At 73.6% G+C, this 17,764-nt stretch carries 16 protein-coding genes; 1 reads left to right on the top strand and 15 read right to left on the bottom strand.

Going from position 1 to position 17,764, the window contains the following annotated elements; translation table 11 throughout:
• Positions 1-2 precede the first annotated feature (2 nt).
• The 14 genes from nuoL to ACI782_RS08610 all read right to left on the bottom strand — a co-directional run bounded on the left by nuoL (position 3) and on the right by ACI782_RS08610 (position 15,368).
• The gene (gene nuoL, locus ACI782_RS08675; RefSeq protein WP_456908129.1) at positions 3-1,898 is read right to left on the bottom strand and encodes an NADH-quinone oxidoreductase subunit L; all 1,896 of its coding nucleotides are present in this window, start codon (positions 1,896-1,898) and stop codon (positions 3-5) included.
• Positions 1,899-1,914: 16 nt separating this feature from the next.
• Complete coding sequence (gene nuoK, locus ACI782_RS08670; protein ID WP_456908127.1) at positions 1,915-2,214, bottom strand: NADH-quinone oxidoreductase subunit NuoK; 300 nt, start codon at positions 2,212-2,214, stop codon at positions 1,915-1,917.
• Positions 2,211-3,017: an NADH-quinone oxidoreductase subunit J gene (locus ACI782_RS08665; RefSeq protein WP_456908125.1), complete on the bottom strand. Its 807-nt coding sequence runs from the start codon at positions 3,015-3,017 to the stop codon at positions 2,211-2,213. The genes nuoK and ACI782_RS08665 overlap by 4 nt, the downstream gene beginning before the upstream one ends.
• Positions 3,014-3,661, bottom strand: a complete 648-nt coding sequence (nuoI, locus tag ACI782_RS08660; protein ID WP_456908123.1) for an NADH-quinone oxidoreductase subunit NuoI — start codon at positions 3,659-3,661, stop codon at positions 3,014-3,016. The genes ACI782_RS08665 and nuoI overlap by 4 nt, the downstream gene beginning before the upstream one ends.
• Positions 3,654-5,120: an NADH-quinone oxidoreductase subunit NuoH gene (nuoH, locus tag ACI782_RS08655; protein WP_456908121.1), complete on the bottom strand. Its 1,467-nt coding sequence runs from the start codon at positions 5,118-5,120 to the stop codon at positions 3,654-3,656. Before nuoH ends, nuoI begins: the two co-directional genes overlap by 8 nt.
• Entirely contained in the window at positions 5,117-7,603 is a 2,487-nt protein-coding gene (locus ACI782_RS08650; protein WP_456908119.1) for an NADH-quinone oxidoreductase subunit G, read from the bottom strand. The genes nuoH and ACI782_RS08650 overlap by 4 nt, the downstream gene beginning before the upstream one ends.
• Complete coding sequence (nuoF, locus tag ACI782_RS08645; RefSeq protein ID WP_456908117.1) at positions 7,600-8,928, bottom strand: NADH-quinone oxidoreductase subunit NuoF; 1,329 nt, start codon at positions 8,926-8,928, stop codon at positions 7,600-7,602. Before nuoF ends, ACI782_RS08650 begins: the two co-directional genes overlap by 4 nt.
• 3 nt (positions 8,929-8,931) lie before the next feature.
• Positions 8,932-9,999 carry an NADH-quinone oxidoreductase subunit NuoE gene (gene nuoE / locus ACI782_RS08640; RefSeq protein ID WP_456908115.1) on the bottom strand — a complete coding sequence of 356 codons (1,068 nt, stop codon included), beginning with the start codon at positions 9,997-9,999 and terminating at the stop codon, positions 8,932-8,934.
• Complete coding sequence (locus ACI782_RS08635) at positions 9,996-11,315, bottom strand: NADH-quinone oxidoreductase subunit D (RefSeq protein WP_456908113.1); 1,320 nt, start codon at positions 11,313-11,315, stop codon at positions 9,996-9,998. The genes nuoE and ACI782_RS08635 overlap by 4 nt, the downstream gene beginning before the upstream one ends.
• Before the next feature lie 25 nt (positions 11,316-11,340).
• Positions 11,341-12,078 carry an NADH-quinone oxidoreductase subunit C gene (locus ACI782_RS08630; RefSeq protein ID WP_456908112.1) on the bottom strand — a complete coding sequence of 246 codons (738 nt, stop codon included), beginning with the start codon at positions 12,076-12,078 and terminating at the stop codon, positions 11,341-11,343.
• Positions 12,075-12,755 carry a NuoB/complex I 20 kDa subunit family protein gene (locus ACI782_RS08625; protein ID WP_456908110.1) on the bottom strand — a complete coding sequence of 227 codons (681 nt, stop codon included), beginning with the start codon at positions 12,753-12,755 and terminating at the stop codon, positions 12,075-12,077. Before ACI782_RS08625 ends, ACI782_RS08630 begins: the two co-directional genes overlap by 4 nt.
• 13 nt (positions 12,756-12,768) lie before the next feature.
• Positions 12,769-13,131 (bottom strand): NADH-quinone oxidoreductase subunit A, encoded by a 363-nt coding sequence (locus ACI782_RS08620; protein WP_456908108.1) that lies wholly within the window; start codon positions 13,129-13,131, stop codon positions 12,769-12,771.
• A 49-nt stretch (positions 13,132-13,180) separates the two neighbouring features.
• Entirely contained in the window at positions 13,181-14,440 is a 1,260-nt protein-coding gene (locus tag ACI782_RS08615; RefSeq protein WP_456908106.1) for a geranylgeranyl reductase family protein, read from the bottom strand.
• Positions 14,441-14,642: 202 nt separating this feature from the next.
• Positions 14,643-15,368 (bottom strand): demethylmenaquinone methyltransferase, encoded by a 726-nt coding sequence (locus ACI782_RS08610; protein WP_456908104.1) that lies wholly within the window; start codon positions 15,366-15,368, stop codon positions 14,643-14,645.
• 61 nt (positions 15,369-15,429) lie between these two features.
• Between ACI782_RS08610 and ACI782_RS08605 the strand changes: the two genes are divergently transcribed.
• A complete protein-coding gene (locus tag ACI782_RS08605; RefSeq protein ID WP_456908102.1) occupies positions 15,430-16,701 on the top strand; it encodes an isochorismate synthase in 1,272 nt (423 codons plus the stop codon).
• A 13-nt stretch (positions 16,702-16,714) separates the two neighbouring features.
• Here the strand turns inward: ACI782_RS08605 and ACI782_RS08600 are convergent, their stop codons facing one another.
• Complete coding sequence (locus ACI782_RS08600) at positions 16,715-17,263, bottom strand: 2,4'-dihydroxyacetophenone dioxygenase family protein (protein ID WP_456908100.1); 549 nt, start codon at positions 17,261-17,263, stop codon at positions 16,715-16,717.
• Positions 17,264-17,764 lie beyond the last annotated feature (501 nt).

Raw genomic sequence — 17,764 nt, 5'->3', positions numbered from 1 at the left:
GCTCATCCCGCCGTCACCGCCAGCAGCGCCCCGGCGACGACGACCGCGCCGCCGAGCATCGACAGGGCGTAGGAGCGCACGAAGCCGGTCTGCGTGCGGCCCAGCCGGGACGACGAGCCGCCCAGCGTCGCGGCCAGCCCGTTGACCGCGCCGTCCACACCGCGGTTGTCGACGAAGACCAGCGCGCGCGTCAGCCACTGGCCCGGCCGCATGAACACCGACTCGTTGACCGTGTCGGCGTACAGCGCGCGGCGGGCGGCCCGGACCGGCAGGGAGACCCGCGCCGGCGCGATCACCGGGACCTCGCGGCGGCCGACGAACAGCCAGGCCGCGCCGACCCCGAGCAGCATCACGAGCGTCACGAGCGCGCTGACCAGCAGGGGGGCCACGACGTGCTCGGCGGCTTCCGGCTCCCCGAACACCGGGGTGAACCACTCCTCCAGCGGGAAGGCCACCACCAGCAGGAAGCCGGCGACCACCGAGCCGACGGCCAGCAGCACCATCGGCACCGTCATGACCGGCGGCGCCTCGTGCGGGTGGACGCCCTCCTCCCACCTGGGGCGGCCGGAGAAGGTCATCAGCATCAGCCGGGTCATGTAGAAGGCGGTGAGCCCGGCCGCCAGGATCGCCACCGTCCCGAGCAGGTAGCCCCAGCCGTCGCCACGGTCGAACGCGGCCTCGATGATCGCGTCCTTGGTGTAGAAGCCGGACAGGAACGGGAAGCCGATCAGGGCGAGGTAGCCCAGCCCGAAGGTGACGAAGGTGGTGCGCATCCGGGTGGCCAGCCCGCCGAAGCGGCGCATGTCCACCGAGTCGTTCATCGCGTGCATGACCGACCCGGCGCCGAGGAACAGCCCGGCCTTGAAGAAGCCGTGGGTGAACAGGTGCGCCAGGCCCGCGACGTAGCCCACCGGCCCCAGCCCGACGGCCAGGAACATGTAGCCGATCTGGCTGACCGTCGAGTAGGCCAGCACCTTCTTGATGTCGTCCTGGGCGCAGCCGGCGATCGCGCCGATCGTCAGCGTGATCGCGCCGACGGCGAGAACGGCGGCGCGGGCGGTCGGCGTCAGGTCGTAGATCGGGGCGCAGCGGGCGATGAGGTAGACGCCGGCGGTGACCATGGTCGCGGCGTGGATCAGCGCCGACACCGGGGTCGGACCCTCCATCGCGTCGGGCAGCCACGCCTGCAGCGGGAACTGGCCGGACTTGCCGCACGCGCCGAGCAGGAGCAGCAGTCCGAGGGCGGTGATCGTGCCGCCGGCCAGCGTGCCGACCGCGCCGAAGACGCCCTCGTAGGTGACGGTGCCCAGCTGGGCGAACATCAGGAAGATCGCCAGCGCCAGCCCGACGTCGCCGACCCGGTTCATGATGAACGCCTTCTTCGCGGCGGTCGCCGCCGTGGGGCGCGTGTACCAGAAGGCGATGAGCAGGTAGGACGCCAGCCCGACGCCCTCCCAGCCCACGTAGAGCATCACGAAGTTGTTGCCGAGGACCAGCAGCAGCATCGCCGCGACGAACAGGTTGAGGTAGGCGAAGAAGCGGCGGCGGCCGGGGTCGTGCGCCATGTAGCCGACCGAGTAGACGTGGATGAGCGCGCCGACGCCGGTGATCAGCAGGACGAACGCCGCGGACAGCGGGTCGTAGAGCAGGCCGGCGTTCACGTCGAGCGAGCCGACCGAGACGAAGGTGAACAGGTCCACGCTCACCGCGCGCCCGTCGAGCTGGACGGTGCAGACCACGCCGATGAGGAAGGCCACGACCACCGTGGCCACGCCCAGCAGGTGGCCCCAGCGGTCGGTGCGGCGTCCGCCGAGCAGGAGCACGGCGGCGCCGGCCAGCGGCAGCGCGATCAGCAGCCAGGATGCGGCGAGCAGCCCGTCGGCGGGCACAGTTTCCATCGACCGGTCCCCGTTCTCAGTACTTGAGCAGGTTGGCGTCGTCGACCGACGCCGACCGGCGGGTCCGGTAGATCGACATGATGATCGCGAGGCCGACGACGACCTCCGCCGCGGCGACGACCATGACGAAGAACGCCATGATCTGCCCGTCGATGGCGCCGCTGGCCCGGGCGAACGTGACCAGCGTGAGGTTCACCGAGTTGAGCATCAGCTCGATGCACATGAAGACGACGATCGCGTTGCGTCGCACCAGCACGCCGACCGCGCCGATGGTGAACAGCATCGCGGCCAGGACCAGGTAGTGCGTGAGACTCACGGCCGCTCCTCCGGTGCCGGGTCGAGGGTGCCGAGGGCCGCGTCGGGGGTGCCGAGCTCCGCGCGGCCGGTGGGACGCGGCATCTGCTCGACCTCCTGGGGGTCGATCCCGGTGGCGTAGCTGTCCTCCGCCGGCCGGCCGTCGGGCAGCAGCGCGGGGGCGGCGACGGAGTTGGCCCGGGCGTAGACGCCGGGGCCGGGCAGCGTCTGCGGCCGGTCGGTGAGGAACCGGGCCCGGGAGAGCTCCTTCTGCGTGCGGCGGGTGCCGGGCTCGCGCTCGATGTGGGCCAGCACCATGGCGCCGACGGCCGCGGTGATGAGCAGCGCACTCGTGACCTCGAACGCCAGCAGGTACCGGGTGAACAGCACCTCGGCGACCACGTCGATGTTGCTGTCCTCGCCGCCCTGCACCGCCTGGAGCCCGGTGACCGGGAGGTCCTGGGTGGCACGGGCGATCCCGGCGCCGACCAGCCCGGCGAAGCCGATGCCGAGCAGGATCGCGGCCACCCGCTGCCCGCGCAGGGTCTCCACCACCGAGTCGGAGGAGTCCCGGCCGACCAGCATGAGCACGAAGAGGAAGAGGATCATGATCGCGCCGGTGTAGACGATGATCTGCACCGCGCCGAGGAACGGCGCCGCCTGGACGACGTAGAAGACGCCCAGCGCCAGCATGGTGTTGACCAGCCACAGCGCCGAGTGGACGGCGTTGCGCGAGAGCACCATGCCCAGTGCGCCGGCCAGCGCGATCGGGCCGAGCACCCAGAAGACGACGGCCTCGCCGGTGCCGACGACCGCGCCGTTCACGGGGCCTCCACCGTGACCGGCTCGGCGGGCGACGCCGGGTCCGGCTGCCGGACGTAGTAGTCGCGCTCGTCGTCCCCCAGCCGCATGGGGTGCGGCGGCGCCTCCATGCCGGGCAGGAGCGGGGCCATGAGCTGCTCCTTGGTGTAGATGAGGTCCTGCCGGTTGTCGTCGGCCAGCTCGAAGTCGTTGCTCATCGTCAGCGAGCGGGTGGGGCACGCCTCGATGCACAGCCCGCAGAAGATGCAGCGCAGGTAGTTGATCTGGTAGACGCGCCCGTACCGCTCACCGGGCGAGTAGCGGGCGTCCTCGGTGTTGTCGCCGCCCTCGACGTAGATGGCGTCGGCCGGGCAGGCCCAGGCGCACAGCTCGCACCCGACGCACTTCTCCAGCCCGTCGGGGTGCCGGTTGAGCACGTGCCGCCCGTGGTAGCGCGGCTTGGTCACCTTGGGCTCGTAGGGGTACTGCTCCGTGGTCACCTTGCGGAAGATCTGCGCGAAGGTGACCCCGAAGCCCTGGGCCGGCCCGGGCAGCCGGCTGGCCCGCTTGACCGGGGCGGCGTCCCCGTCGCGGCGGGCGAGCTCGCCGCGGGACGCCTGGGCCAGGCCCTTCTCGGTGCCGTCCGTGGACGGGTCCCGCTCAGGCATCGCCGTCCTCCTCCTCGGTGCGGGTGCCCCGCCGTCCGGTGCTCACGACCCCGCCGGCGGCGACGGTCTCCCTGCTGCGCAGCCGCGGGGACGGCGGCACCTTCAGGTCCATGGGCGGGACGGGGAAGCCGCCCTCGGCGCGGCTGGGCGCGCCGGCCGGCCGGCGCCGCGCCCCGGTCGGTGGCAGGACCTCCGGCTCGGCGTCGGTCGGGTGGATCGACCCCGCGGCCGCCTTGGCGGCCGCGATCCGGGTGTCACGGTTGCTGATGCGGCTGGCGACCAGCAGCCCGGCGAGGACCAGCAGCGCGATGGGGACGCCGACGAACAGCGCCACCTCACCGGTGGACAGCTCCGCCTCGCGGGCGACGGTGCGCATCGTCGCGACGGCGAGGATCCAGACCAGCGCCGTCGGCACCAGCACCTTCCACCCGAAGCGCATGAACTGGTCGTAGCGCAGCCGGGGCAGGGTGCCGCGCAGCCAGATGAAGACGAACAGCGCGACGACGACCTTGAGGAAGAACCACAGCAGCGGCCACCACCCGCTGTTGGCGCCGTCCCAGATCGTGATCGGCCACGGCGCCCGCCAGCCGCCGAGGAACAGCGTCGCGGCCAGCGCCGAGACGGTGACCATGTTGATGTACTCGGCGAGGAAGAACAGCGCGAACTTCAGCGACGAGTACTCGGTGTGGAAGCCGCCGACCAGCTCGCTCTCGGCCTCGGGCAGGTCGAACGGCGCCCGGTTGGTCTCGCCGACCACGGCGACGCAGTAGATGACGAAGGAGACCGGCAGCAGGATCGCGTACCAGCCGGGCCCGGTGAACTCCAGCCCGAAGAAGGACAGCTGCGTGCCGTCGGCCTGCGCGGCGACGATGTCCGAGGTCGACATCGAGCCGGCGTAGAGGAACACCGCGACGATCGACAGCCCCATCGCGATCTCGTAGCTGACCATCTGCGCCGCGCTGCGCAGGCTGCCCAGCAGCGGGTACGTCGAGCCGGAGGACCAGCCGGAGAGCACGATGCCGTAGACGCCCATCGCCGAGCAGGCGAGCACGACGAGGACGCCGATGGGGGCGTCGGTCAGCTGCAGCGGGGTGCGCTGGCCGAAGATGCTCACCGTCGGGCCGAGCGGGATCACCGAGAAGGCCAGGAAGGCCGGGATCGCGGCGATGACGGGGGCCAGGAAGTAGACCGGCTTGTCGGCGAGCGCCGGCATGATGTCTTCCTTGAACGCCAGCTTGAGCCCGTCGGCGAGGCTCTGCAGGTAGCCGCGCGGGCCGACCCGGTTGGGGCCGATCCGCTGCTGCATCCGGGCGACGACCTTGCGCTCGAAGACGATCGCGAACAGCGTCATCAGCACGAGGACGACGAAGACGCCGACGATCTTGATGAGCACGATCCACCAGACGTCGTGTCCGAAGTCGGCGAGGGTGGGCTGGTCGGTGGCGGCCAGGACGGTCACGCGGCGCCTCCGGTGGGGGTGGTCGGGGTGGGTGAGGACGCAGCGACGAGGCGGACGACGCCCCCGGGCGGCGTGCCCAGTGCGGTCCTGACCTCGCTCCCCGGTGAGCGCATCGGCAGCCAGACCACCTGGTCGGGCATCTCGGTGACCACCACGGGCAGGGTGACCTCCCCCATCGCGCCGCAGACGGTGAGCCGGTCGCCGTCGGCCAGGCCCAGCCGCCGGGCGACGCCCTTGCCGATCCGGGCCGCCGGCGGGCGGGCGGTCCCGGCCAGCTCGGGCTCGTCGCGCTGCAGCGTGCCGACGTCGAGCAGCTGCCGCCAGGAGGCCAGCACCGCCTCGTCCTCGGCCAGCGGCGGGTCGGCCGGCGGGGCGACGTCCAGGCCGGTGACCTGCGGGCGGACGGCGACGGCGCCCAGCGCGGCGAGCTCGGCGCGGGCCACCTCGGGGGCGGGCAGCCGCAGGTCGACGTCGAGCTCGTCGGCCAGCCCCTGCAGCACGCGCCCGTCAGGCAGCTGCCCGGTGCCGTGCAGCGTGGCGTCGAAGGACCGCAGCCGGCCCTCCCAGTCGAGGTAGCCGCCGGCCTTCTCCGGCGCGGCGGCCACCGGGAGGACGACGTCGGCGTGCTCGGTGACCGCGCTCGGGAACAGCTCCAGGCTGACCACGAAGTCGGCGTCGGCCAGGGCCGCCATGGCCAGCTGCGGGTCGGGCAGGTCGGCCGGGTCGACCCCGCCGACGAGCAGGCCCTTGAGCTGCCCGTGGGTGACCGCGGTGAGGATGCCGGTCGTGTCGCGGCCGGGCGTGGCCGGCAGGTCGGGGACGCCCCAGGCGGCGGCGACCTGCGCGCGGGCGCCTTCGTCCGTGACCGGGCGGCCGCCGGGCAGCAGCGTCGGTAGCGCGCCGGCCTCGACGGCGCCGCGCTCCCCGGCCCGGCGGGGTACCCAGGCGACGCGGACGCCGGTGGCCCGCGCCAGGGCGGCCAGGGCGGAGAACGCTCCGGGGACCTCGGCCAGCCGCTCGCCGGCGAGCACGATCGCGCCGGGCTGCCGGAGCGCGTCGACCGCCGGCCCGCCCCAGGTGCCCTCGGCCAGCGCCGCCAGGGACCGCGCCTCGGTGCCGGGCAGGGTGGCGAGCACCGTGGCCTGCAGCTTCTCGGCCGCGCGGGTCACGAACGGGGCGAGGTCGAAGACCGCCAGGCCGCGGGTGCGGACGGCGCGACGCAGGCGGAGGAAGACGATCGGCGACTCCTCCTCCGGCTCGAACCCGGCCAGGAGCACGGCCGGCGCCGCGGCGAGGTCGGCGTAGGTGACCGCCCCGTTGACCGGGCCGGTGCCGGCGACGTGTGCGGCGAGGAAGGCCAGCTCCTCCGCCGAGTGCGCGCGGGCGCGGGCGTCGACGTCGTTGGTGCCCAGGGCCACCCGGGCGAACTTGGCGTAGGCGTAGGCGTCCTCGACGGTGAGCCGGCCACCGGGCAGGACACCGACGCCGCCGGCCTCCCGCGCGGCGCGCAGCCCCTCGGCGGCCACGACCCACGCCTCCGGCCAGGACGCCGGTTCCAGCACGCCGTCCCGGCGGACGAGGGGCGTGGTGAGCCGGTCGTTCGCCGTCGCGTAGCGGAACGCGAAGCGGCCCTTGTCGCAGTTCCACTCCTCGTTGACCTGCGGGTCGTCCCCCGCCAGCCGGCGCAGCACCCGGCCGCGGCGGTAGTCGGTGCGCTGGGCGCAGCCCGACGCGCAGTGCTCGCAGACGCTGGGTTCGCTGCGCAGGTCGAACGGGCGGGAGCGGAACCGGTACTGGGCGCTGGTCAGCGCACCGACCGGGCAGATCTGGGTGGTGTTGCCGGAGAAGTAGGAGGAAAACGGCTCGTCCTCGTAGATCGCCACCTGCTCCAGCGCGCCGCGCTCGAACAGCTCGATGAACGGGTCGCCGGCCACCTGCTGGGAGAAGCGGGTGCAGCGGGCGCAGAGCACGCAGCGCTCGCGGTCGAGCAGGACCTGGCTGCTGATCGGCAGCGGCTTGGGATAGGTCCGCTTCACGTCGACGAACCGGCTCTCGGTCCGGCCGTTGCTCATCGCCTGGTTCTGCAGCGGGCACTCGCCGCCCTTGTCGCAGACCGGGCAGTCCAGCGGGTGGTTGATCAGCAGCAGCTCCATCGTGCCCTGCTGCGCCTTGTCGGCGACCGGGCTGGTGAGCTGCGTCTTCACCACCATCCCCTCGGTGACCGGCATGGTGCAGGAGGCCACCGGCTTGCGCTGCCCCTCCACCTCGACCAGGCACTGCCGGCAGGCGCCGACCGGGTCGAGCAGCGGGTGGTCGCAGAACCGCGGGATCTGCACGCCGATCATCTCCGCGGCCCGGATGATCAGCGTCCCCTTGGGCACGGCGACGTCGAAGCCGTCGATGGTGCAGTGGACGGCGTCGGGTGGGGTGTGCGGTCCCGGCACGGCGGGGACGGCGGCGGGCGCGGGCTGGGGCGTCGTCACGAGGCCACTCCGACGGGCTCGAGCCGGAGGCTGCGGCCGAGGCGGGCCTGTTCCTCCGGCGGCAGCAACGCGACGTAGTCGTCGCGGAAGTACTTCAGCGAGCTGGCGATGCAGCTGGTCGCGCCGTCACCGAGGGCGCAGAAGGAGCGACCCAGGATGTTGTCGCAGGTGTCGGTCAGCAGGTCCAGGTCGGCCGCCGTCCCCCTGCCGTCGACCAGCCGCTGCAGGATCTGGACCAGCCAGTACGTGCCCTCCCGGCACGGCGTGCACTTACCGCAGCTCTCGTGCGCGTAGAACTCGGTGAACCGCAGGGTGGCCTCGACGATCGAGTCGGTCTCGTCGAAGACCATCAGCGCGGTGGTGCCCAGCATCGAGCCCGCGGCGGCCACCGAGTCGAAGTCGAGCGGGACGTCGAGGTGCTCGGGGGTGAAGTACGGCGTCGACGAGCCGCCCGGCGTCCAGAACTTCAGCTCGTGCCCGGGGCGGATGCCGCCGGCCATCTCCAGCAGCTCGCGCATCGTCGTCCCCATGGGCGCCTCGTACTGGCCCGGCCGGACGACGCGGCCCGACAGCGAGTAGATCTTCGGCCCGGGCGACTTCTCCGGACCGAACTCCTTGAACCAGTCCGACCCGCCGCGGACGACGAACGGCACGCTGGCCAGCGTCTCGACGTTGTTGATGACCGTGGGGGCGCCGTAGAGCCCGGCGACGGCCGGGAACGGCGGCTTGAGGCGCGGCTGCCCGCGGTAGCCCTCGAGGCTGTCGAGCAGCGCGGTCTCCTCGCCGCAGATGTAGGCACCCGCCCCGGCGTGGACGATCAGCTCGAGGTCGTAGCCGGAGCCGAGGACGTCCTCGCCCAGGTAGCCGGCCGCGTAGGCCTCCTCGACGGCGTTGACCAGCCGGCGGTGCGCGTGCACCGCCTCACCCCGCACGTAGATGACGGCGAGGTGCGAGCGGATGGCGTAGGCCGCGATGACCACGCCCTCGATGAGCGAGTGCGGGTCGGCCATCATCAGCGGGAGGTCCTTGCAGGTGCCCGGCTCGCCCTCGTCGGCGTTGACCACGAGGTACTTGGGCATCGCCGCCGGGCCGGTCGGCGTCTCGCCGGGCTTGGGCTGCGGGATGAAGCTCCACTTCATGCCGGTCGGGAAGCCGGCGCCGCCGCGGCCGCGCAGGCCGGAGTCCTTGACCAGCGAGACGAGCTCGTCGGGGCTCATGCCGAGCGCCGTGCGCAGCGCGGTGTAGCCGTCGAGCCGCTCGTAGGTCGACAGCCGCCAGGACTGCGGCTCGGCCCAGCGGGAGGTGAGGACGGGGGCGAGAGGCACGGGTCAGGCCTCCTTGCTCTCGGTGGGGGTGGTGCCGGTGGCCGGTTCGGCCGCAGGCGGGTTCTCCGTGCCGGCCCGCTGCCGCCCGCGCGGCTGCCCGTACTCGGCGCCCTCGTCGGGGTGGGCCTGCGCGGCGCCGGCCCGCTCGGCCGGCGTGTCGGCCGCGGCGACGCGGGCGTCGGCGGCCTCCTCCGCTGGGGTCTTCCCGGCCCCGCCCCGTCGGCCCTCCTGCAGGGTCCCGCCGCGCGCCGGCGAGTGGCGGGGGGCAGGAGGACCCTCCTGCTCGCGCGGCTCGCCGGTGTCGGCCGGCGGCTGCTCGGGACCGGGCATCGGCGGGGCGCTCTCCCCGCGCTCGGCGGCCAGCCGCAGCCCGGCCAGCGTCGGGCCGATCGCGCCCTCGGCGTCGATCGCGGCCCGCCGGGTCCGCTCGCTGCCGAACTGGTCGAAGCCGGCCAGCTGCCGGGAGACCCCGCGGAAGTCGGTGAGCGGCGCGCCCCGGGTGGGGTGCGGCTTCTCCCCGCGCCGCAGCGCCGCGACCAGCGCGCGGGCGCTCTCGACGTCCTGCTGGTCGTAGAACTCGTAGTCGACGGTGACCACGGGGGCGTAGTCGCAGGCGGCCAGGCACTCGGCGTGCTCGAGGGTGACCGAGCCGTCGGCGGCGGTCTCGTCGTGGTGGACGCCGAGGTCGGCGGCCAGGGCGTCGAAGATCCGCTGCCCGCCGAGGACGGCGCACAGCGTGTTCGTGCAGACGCTGACAAGGTGCCGACCGGTCGGGCGGCGCTTGTACATCGTGTAGAACGTGGCGACCGCGCCCACCTCGGCCTTGGTCAGCCCGAGCTCCTCCGCGCACAGCGCCACCCCCTCGGGCGTGACGTAGCCCTGGTAGCTCTGGACCAGGTGCAGCATCGGCAGCAGGGCCGAGCGCGGCTGCGGGTAGCGGGCGATGATCTCCCGCGCCTCGAGCCGGGTCTGCTCGGTCAGCGGCGGCAGGTCCGCGGGTGCGGGCTCGACCGGGGAGCTGTCGAAGCCGGTGACCGCCGTGCCCTCGGGAGAGCCGGGCAGTGCACTCACCGGTCCACACCTCCCATCACCGGGTCCAGGGAGGCGATCGCCGCGATGACGTCGGCGATCATGCCGCCCTCGCTCATCGCCGCCGTCGCCTGCAGGTTGACGAAGCTGGGGTCGCGCACGTGGACCCGCCACGGTCTGGTCCCGCCGTCGCTCACCACGTGGTAGCCGAGCTCGCCGCGCGGGGACTCGATCGGCACGTAGACCTGCCCGGCCGGCACCCGGAAGCCCTCGGTGACCAGCTTGAAGTGGTGGATCAGGGCCTCCATCGACTGGCCCATGATGTGCCGGACGTGGTCGAGGGAGTTGCCCATGCCGTCGGGGCCGAGGGACAGCTGGGCGGGCCAGGCGATCTTCTTGTCCTGGACCATCACCGGGCCCGGCTCCAGCCGGTCCAGGGCCTGCTCGATGATCTTCAGCGACTCGTTGATCTCGGCCATGCGGACCAGGTAGCGCCCCCACGCGTCGCAGGTGTCGGCGGTCGGCACATCGAAGTCGTAGGTCTCGTAGCCCAGGTAGGGCTCCACCTTGCGCAGGTCCCACGGCAGGCCCGTGGCCCGCAGCACCGGGCCGGTGATGCCCAGCGCGACGCACCCGGTGACGTCGAGGTACCCGGCGTCCTTGAGTCGGCGCTGCCAGATCGGCTGCCCGGTGAGCAGCTTGTGGAAGTCGGCCACCCGGGCGGGCATGACCTCGAGGAACTCGCGGATGTGCTCGACGGCGCCCTCCGGGAGGTCCTGGGCCAGACCGCCGGGTCGGATGTAGGCGTGGTTCATCCGCAGCCCGGTGATCTCCTCGAGCAGGTCGAGGACCAGCTCGCGCTCCCGGAAGCCGTTGGTCATCCCGGTGAGCGCGCCCATCTCCATGCCGAAGGTGGCCAGGGCGACCAGGTGCGAGGCGATCCGGTTGAGCTCCATCACCAGCACGCGGATGGTCTGCGCCCGCTGCGGCGCCTCGACGCCGAGCAGCTTCTCGACGGCCATGCAGTAGCCGGCCTCGTTGAACAGCGGGGACAGGTAGTCCATCCGCGTCACGAAGGTCGTGCCCTGCGTCCAGGTGCGGTACTCGGTGTTCTTCTCGATGCCCGTGTGCAGGTACCCGATCACCACCCGCGCCTTCGTGACCGTCTCGCCCTCGAGGTCGAGCACCAGGCGCAGGACGCCGTGGGTGGACGGGTGCTGCGGCCCCATGTTGACGACGAGCCGCTCCTCGCCGTACGCCTCGGTGCCGAGCGTCTGGTCCCAGTCGCCGCCGGTGACGGTGTAGACGCGTCCCTCGGTGGTCTCGTACGAGCCGGCGTACGGGTCGGTCGTGGTCATCGTCGGCCCCTCGTCCGTCGGGCGCTCATCGGTAGCTCCGTCGCGTGTCGGGCGGCGGGATGGTGGCGTCGTGGTACTCGACCGGGACACCGCCGAGCGGGTAGTCCTTGCGCTGGGGGTGGCCGTCCCAGTCGTCGGGCATGAGGATCCGGGTCAGCGCCGGGTGGCCGTCGAAGACGACGCCGAACATGTCCCAGGTCTCCCGCTCGTGCCAGTCCGCCGTCGGGTAGACCGGCACGACCGACGGGACGTGCGGGTCCTCGGCGGGGACGGCGACCTCCAGCCGGATGCGCCGGCGGTAGGTCATCGACGTCAGGTGGTGGACCACGTGCAGCCGCGGTCGCCCGGGGGCCACCGCGGGGCCGCCGCTGTCGAGGTAGTCGACCCCGGAGACGCTGCTGCACAGCTCGAAGCGCAGGGCCTCGTCGTCCCGCAGCGCCCGCACCAGCGTCAGCAGGTGCTCCCGGGCGACGAAGTAGGTGATCTCCCCGCGGTCGACCAGCACGCGCTGCACCGCCGCGTCGTAGGTCGCCTGGCCGACGGCCTCGATGAGCGCGTCGGTGACCTCGTCGAAGTAGCCGCCGTAGGGCCGCTCGGTCGAGTGCAGCGCGATCGCCCCGCCGGGCTCGACGCGGACCAGGCCACCGAAGCCGGAGGTGTCCCCGCTGCCGGAGACGCCGAAGGCGCCCTTGCGGAAGCCGCCCGAGGGAGCGCCCGCCCCCTGGCTCGCGTCCGTCCCGCTGCGGTCGCCCGGCCCCGTCACGACTTGCTCCTGACGTACGGCTCGGGCAGTAGCACCGCGTGGCCGCCGCGCTGCTCGATGGCGAACTGGCCGGTGCGCCGTTCGGCGGCGGCCCGCTCGTAGGCCGCCCGCGCCGCCTTGTCGACCCGCACCGTGGAGGGCATCTCGACGTGGAGGTCCTCGGCCCGGCCCTCGGCCCGCGCCTGCTCCAGCTCGCGGGCCCGCTTCTCGCCGAGCGGCTCGTTCATGATCTTGTGGTGCAGCTTGAGGATCGCGTCGGTGAGCATCTCCGGCCGCGGCGGACAGCCGGGGAGGTACATGTCCACCGGGACGATGTGGTCGACGCCCTGCACGATCGCGTAGTTGTTGAACATCCCGCCCGAGCTGGCGCAGACGCCCATCGCCAGCACCCAGCGGGGCTCGGGCATCTGGTCGTAGATCTGCCGCAGGACCGGCGCCATCTTCTGGCTCACCCGGCCGGCCACGATCATCAGGTCGGCCTGGCGCGGTGAGGCCCGGAAGACCTCCATGCCGAAGCGGGCCAGGTCGTAGCGGCCGGCGCCGGTGGCCATCATCTCGATGGCGCAGCAGGCCAGGCCGAAGGTGGCCGGCCACAGCGAGGACTTGCGCGTCCAGTTGACCAGCTTCTCGACCGTCGTCAGCAGGACGCCGCTCGGCAGCTTCTCCTCGAGTCCCATGGATCGGCTCCTGTCAGTCCCAGTCGAGCCCGCCGCGACGCCACACGTAGGCGTACGCGATGAAGACCGTGGCGATGAACACGACCATCTCGATCAGCCCGAAGACGCCGAGCGCGTCGTTGGCGACCGCCCACGGGTAGAGGAAGACGATCTCGATGTCGAAGACGATGAACAGCATCGCGACCAGGTAGTACTTCACCGGGAAGCGGCCGCCGGTCAGCGGCTGGTCCACCGGCTCGATGCCGCACTCGTAGGCGTCGAGCTTTGCCCGGTTGTAGCGGCGCGGGCCGACGTACGGCGCGACCGTCACCGAGAACAGCGCGAACGCAGCGGCCAGCGCGAACAGCCCCACGATGGGGACGTAGGTCGAGAGCATCAGCAGCGCCCTCCGGTGCGGGGGGTCTGGGGCGGTCCGGCGCGCACGGTCAGACCGCCGGTGCCAGTCGGGTGAGCACGGAGACGACCCGGTCGAACCGGTCGCCGTCCCGGCCGTCGGAGAGGTTGCCCATGAGGCGGAGCGCGGCCTCGACCATCGCGGGCCGCCTGAGGCCGTGCGCGGTGGCGAAGCGGACGAGCCCGGGCCGGTCGAGCAGCGCCAGGAAGGCCGTGCCGAGCCGGTGGTGGCGGCCGTAGTCCTCGCGCAGCCGGGCCGGGTAGGACCGCAGCGCCGCCTCCCGGGCGAGCCCCTCCGGGCGGGCGAGGGCCTCGACCGCCGCCTCCGCGGCCATCCGCCCCGTCTCCAGCGCGTAGCTGATGCCCTCGCCGTTGAACGGGTTGACGGTGCCGGCGGCGTCACCGGCCAGCAGCAGCCCCCGCGTGTAGGCCGGCCGGCGGTGCAGCGCCATCGGCAGCCCGGCGCCGCGCAGCGGGGTGACCGCGTGCTCGTCGCCGAACTGCCACTCCGGCGGCAGCGTCGCCAGCCACTCGCGCAGCACCGCGCGGGGCTCGGCACCGGTGCCCCGGCGCTGGTCGAGCAGGCCGAAGCCGACGTTGCTCGTGCCGTCACCCATGCCGAACGCCCAGCCGTAGCCGGGCATGGAGTCCGCGCTCGGGCCGGAGGCGGACAGGTCGAAGGAGATGTCGAGGTAGTCGTCGTCGGTCCGTGGGGAGCGGACGTACCGGCGGACGGCGACCCCGAGCGGACGGTCCTCGCGGCGGACGAGGCCCAGCGCCTTACCCAGCCGCCCGGACAGCCCCTCCGCCGAGACGACCAGTGCCGCCGTCCAGCGGACCGGCGTGCGGTCGGACCCCTCCGCCGCGTGCACGCCGGTCACGCGCCCGGCGTCGTCGAGCAGCGGGCCGGTGACGGTGACGTCCTGGACCACCCGGGCGCCGGCGGCCTCCGCGTGCGCGGCGAGTCGGGTGTCGAGGTCGCGGCGGTTGCGGACCAGGCTGTACGACGGCCAGGAGGCCAGCCGCGGCCAGTCCACCTCGACGACCTGCCCGCCGCCGGTGACCCGCAGCCCCTTGTGCCGCACCCACCCGGTGGTGTCGACGCCCATGTCGGCCAGCGCCTTCACGCCCCGGGGGGTGAGTCCGTCCCCGCAGACCTTCTCCCGCGGGAACCCGGCCTTCTCCAGCACGACGACGTCGCGGCCGGCCCGCGCCAGGTGCCAGGCCGCCGAGGAGCCCGCGGGACCGGCCCCGACGACGAGCACGTCAGCTCGCCGGTCGCCGTCGTCCACCTCGGCCTCCTCGCGTCGAGTCCGTGTGACTTTGTGAATTGCTTCACAAAGTCCTCGGTCCCTACCTTATGCCGGGGTGTGACATCGGTGACAAGTGGCCTTCCGTGAACCGCACGTCACGGTTCCATCAAGGACCCCGTCCTCCTCACCGCTCGCACGCTCGCGGCGAGCCTCCGGACGGGGCCGAGGTGCGCCCATGGCGTCAGGCCCGCGGCTTGCGCCCCCGGTGCAGGGCGACGACCCCGCCGGTGAGGTCCCGCCACGAGACGTCGGCCCACCCCGCCGCCTGCAGCCGGGCGGCCAGCGCCGGCTGGTCGGGCCAGGCCCGGATCGACTCGGCCAGGTAGACGTAGGCGTCCGGGTTGCTGCTCACCGCGCGGGCGATCCGCGGCAGGGCCCGCATGAGGTACTCGGTGTAGACGGTGCGGAACGGGCGCCAGGTGGGGCTGGAGAACTCGCAGACCACCAGCGTCCCCCCGGGCCGGGTCACCCGCGCGAACTCGCGCAGCGCCGCGTCGGGGTCGGCGACGTTGCGCAGGCCGAAGGAGATGACGACGCCGTCCACGCTCTCGTCGGCCAGCGGCAGGGCCATGGCGTCGCCGGCCACCTTGGGCACCGACCGGTCGGCCCCCGCGCGGAGCATGCCCTGGGAGAAGTCGCAGGCGACGGCGCGCACGCCGCCGGTGGCCAGCTCCACCGTGGACACCGCCGTCCCCGCGGCGACGTCGAGCACCGTCTGCCCCGGGCGGGCACCCAGGGCCTCGCGCGTGGCCCGGCGCCAGGCGGCGTCCCGGCCACCGGAGAGCACCGTGTTGGTGAGGTCGTAGCGCCGCGCGACCCGGTCGAACATGGCCGCGACGTCGGCCGGCTGCTTGTCCAGACCGGCCCGCCGCCCCGCGGTGTGTGCGCCCTCTCGCCGGTCTCCCACGGCGGCTGACGTTACAAGCCGTCTCCGGCGGCTGAGCCGGCGCGCCGCATACGCTGGGTCCGTGACCGCGGCAGCCGTGACCAGCACCGAGGCGGTCACCCCTGTCGTCACCACCCCGCTCCCCGACCCGCCCGCGCTGCTGGACCTCCTGCCGGGCGCCGGCGCCCTGTCCTGGGTGCGCGGCGGCGAGGGCCTGGTGGGCTGGGGAGAGGCCGCGCGGCTGGAGGTCTCCGGCCCGTCCGCGTTGGCCGAGGCCGCCGAGTGGTGGGCGGAGCACAGCGCCGGCCTCGACGTCGACGACCGGCTCGGCGTGCCCGGCTCGGGGCCGGTCGCGTTCGCCAGCATCGCCTTCGACCCGGCTGCCGGGACGTCGGTCTTCGTCGTCCCGGAGGTCGTCGTCGGACGGCGGGACGGCGTCGCGTGGGTGACCACCACCGGCGACGCCGACCCCCTCGACGCGCTGGCCGCCACCGCGGCGGCCGATCCCGCACCGCTGGGCCGGCTGCGGTACGCCGACGGCGCGATGGACCCGGCCTCGTGGTGCGCGACCGTGGCCGCCGCGGTGGAGCGGATCACCGCCGGTGAGCTGGCCAAGGTGGTGCTCGCCCGGGACCTGCTGGTCACCGCCGACGCGCCGCTGGACCCGCGGGCGCTGCTGGCCCGGCTGGCCGCCCGCTTCCCCGGCTGCTGGACCTTCGCCGTCGACGGGCTGCTGGGCGCCACTCCCGAGCTGCTGCTGCGCCGCACCGGCCGGGAGCTCTCCTCGCGGGTGCTCGCCGGGACGGCGCCGCGCGGGGCGGGCGCGGAGGACGAGCGGCTGGCCGCCGCGCTGCTCGGCTCGGCCAAGGACCGCGCGGAGCACGCGCTGGCCGTGGAGTCGCTGGTGCGCGCCCTCGGGCCGTACTGCTCGGCCCTCACCGCGCCGGAGGAGCCGGAGCTGCTCACGCTGGCCAACGTGCGGCACCTGGCCACCGACGTCACCGGCGTCCAGCGGCGCAACGGCGCCCGCGGCACCGCCGGCCTGCTGGAGCTGGTCGGCGCGGTGCACCCGACCGCCGCCGTCTGCGGCACGCCCACGGCGGCCGCCGCCGGACTGATCGGCGAGCTGGAGGGCATGGACCGCGGCCGCTACGCCGGGCCGGTCGGCTGGCTCGACGCCCGCGGCGACGGTGAGTTCGGCCTGGCCCTGCGCTGCGCCCAGTTGTGCGACGACGAGCCCGCGACCGCCCGGCTGTTCGCCGGCTGCGGCATCGTCGCCGGCTCCGACCCGGCAGCCGAGCTGGCCGAGACCCAGGCGAAGTTCGCCGCGTTCCAGGCCGCGCTGGAGAGCTAGCCGCGCCGGAGGGTCAGCGCAGCAGCTGCTCCACCGCGGCGGCGCCCAGGCCGACCTTCTCGTAGTGCTCACGCGCCAGCTCGAGGTAGTCGTAGGCGTCGAAGGTGCCCTCGGGCTCGCCGTTCTCGTCCAGCCAGATCAGCGGGCCGGTGACGTTGAAGTGCACCCGCATCGGCTCGTCGGACTCGTGGGCCACGAGGGTGTGCGCCTCCCCCGGCGTCTCGTAGACGAACGTGCCGCGGGTGGCCACCCAGTCGTGCTCGAGGTAGCTCCACTTCCCCGACAGCGTGTACCCGAAGACCTGGTGCGGGTGGTAGTGCCGGTTGACCAGCCCGGCCTGCTTGGCCCAGAGGACGTCGGCCCAGCGGTTCTGCGTCAGCGAGATCCACAGCGGCCGCGAGCCCACGGTCTCCGACAGCGGGATGAAGTACCGCTCGTCGTCGTCCAGCGTGTCGGGCAGGAAGATCTCGGGGGCGGCGTCCTTGCGGAAGACGTTCTCCAGGGGCTTGATGTCCCGCCAGAACTCGCGGCCGGCCTCGGGCTCGGGCTCGGGAGTGACCATCGCAGGCTCCTCTACCGGTGGGGGGAGTCCCAGCCTGCTCCGCCGGTCGGCAGGGGACCACTCGGAGGCGGCCCGGCAGCCCTGGTTCTGGACTGCCGGACCTGGGTGCGCGGAACTGCCGGCGGCTCCGCGCACCGTGCGCCTGCCCGTGCCCGGACGATCACCGGCTCAACCGGCGCCCGGCAGCGCCCCGGTGCGCGTGACCTCCTCGGCGACGTCGACCGGTTTGCCCGGCGGGCGAGCTCTCCGGTCGACACCCGCGGCTCGACCGTGCGGCGGCCGATGACGTGGCTGATGGCGCAGTCCGAGGCGCCGGGGACGGCGTCGACCGCCGTCGCGGTGATGACCAGCAGGGTGGCCTCGACGTCCCCGTGCTCCTCCTGCAGGGCCCGGGCGATCTGGCCCATGACCTCCCCGAGGGCGCCGGACGCACCTGGGGCACCCGGCCCGTCACCGGACGCCCGGGCCGGTCGCTGCTCCCGGGTGCTGTGCTCGGATCGA

Source organism: Geodermatophilus sp. SYSU D00703 (genome assembly GCF_054050155.1).
The sequence above is the reverse complement of the archived record's forward strand: the minus strand, read 5'-3'. Positions and strand labels throughout refer to the sequence as shown.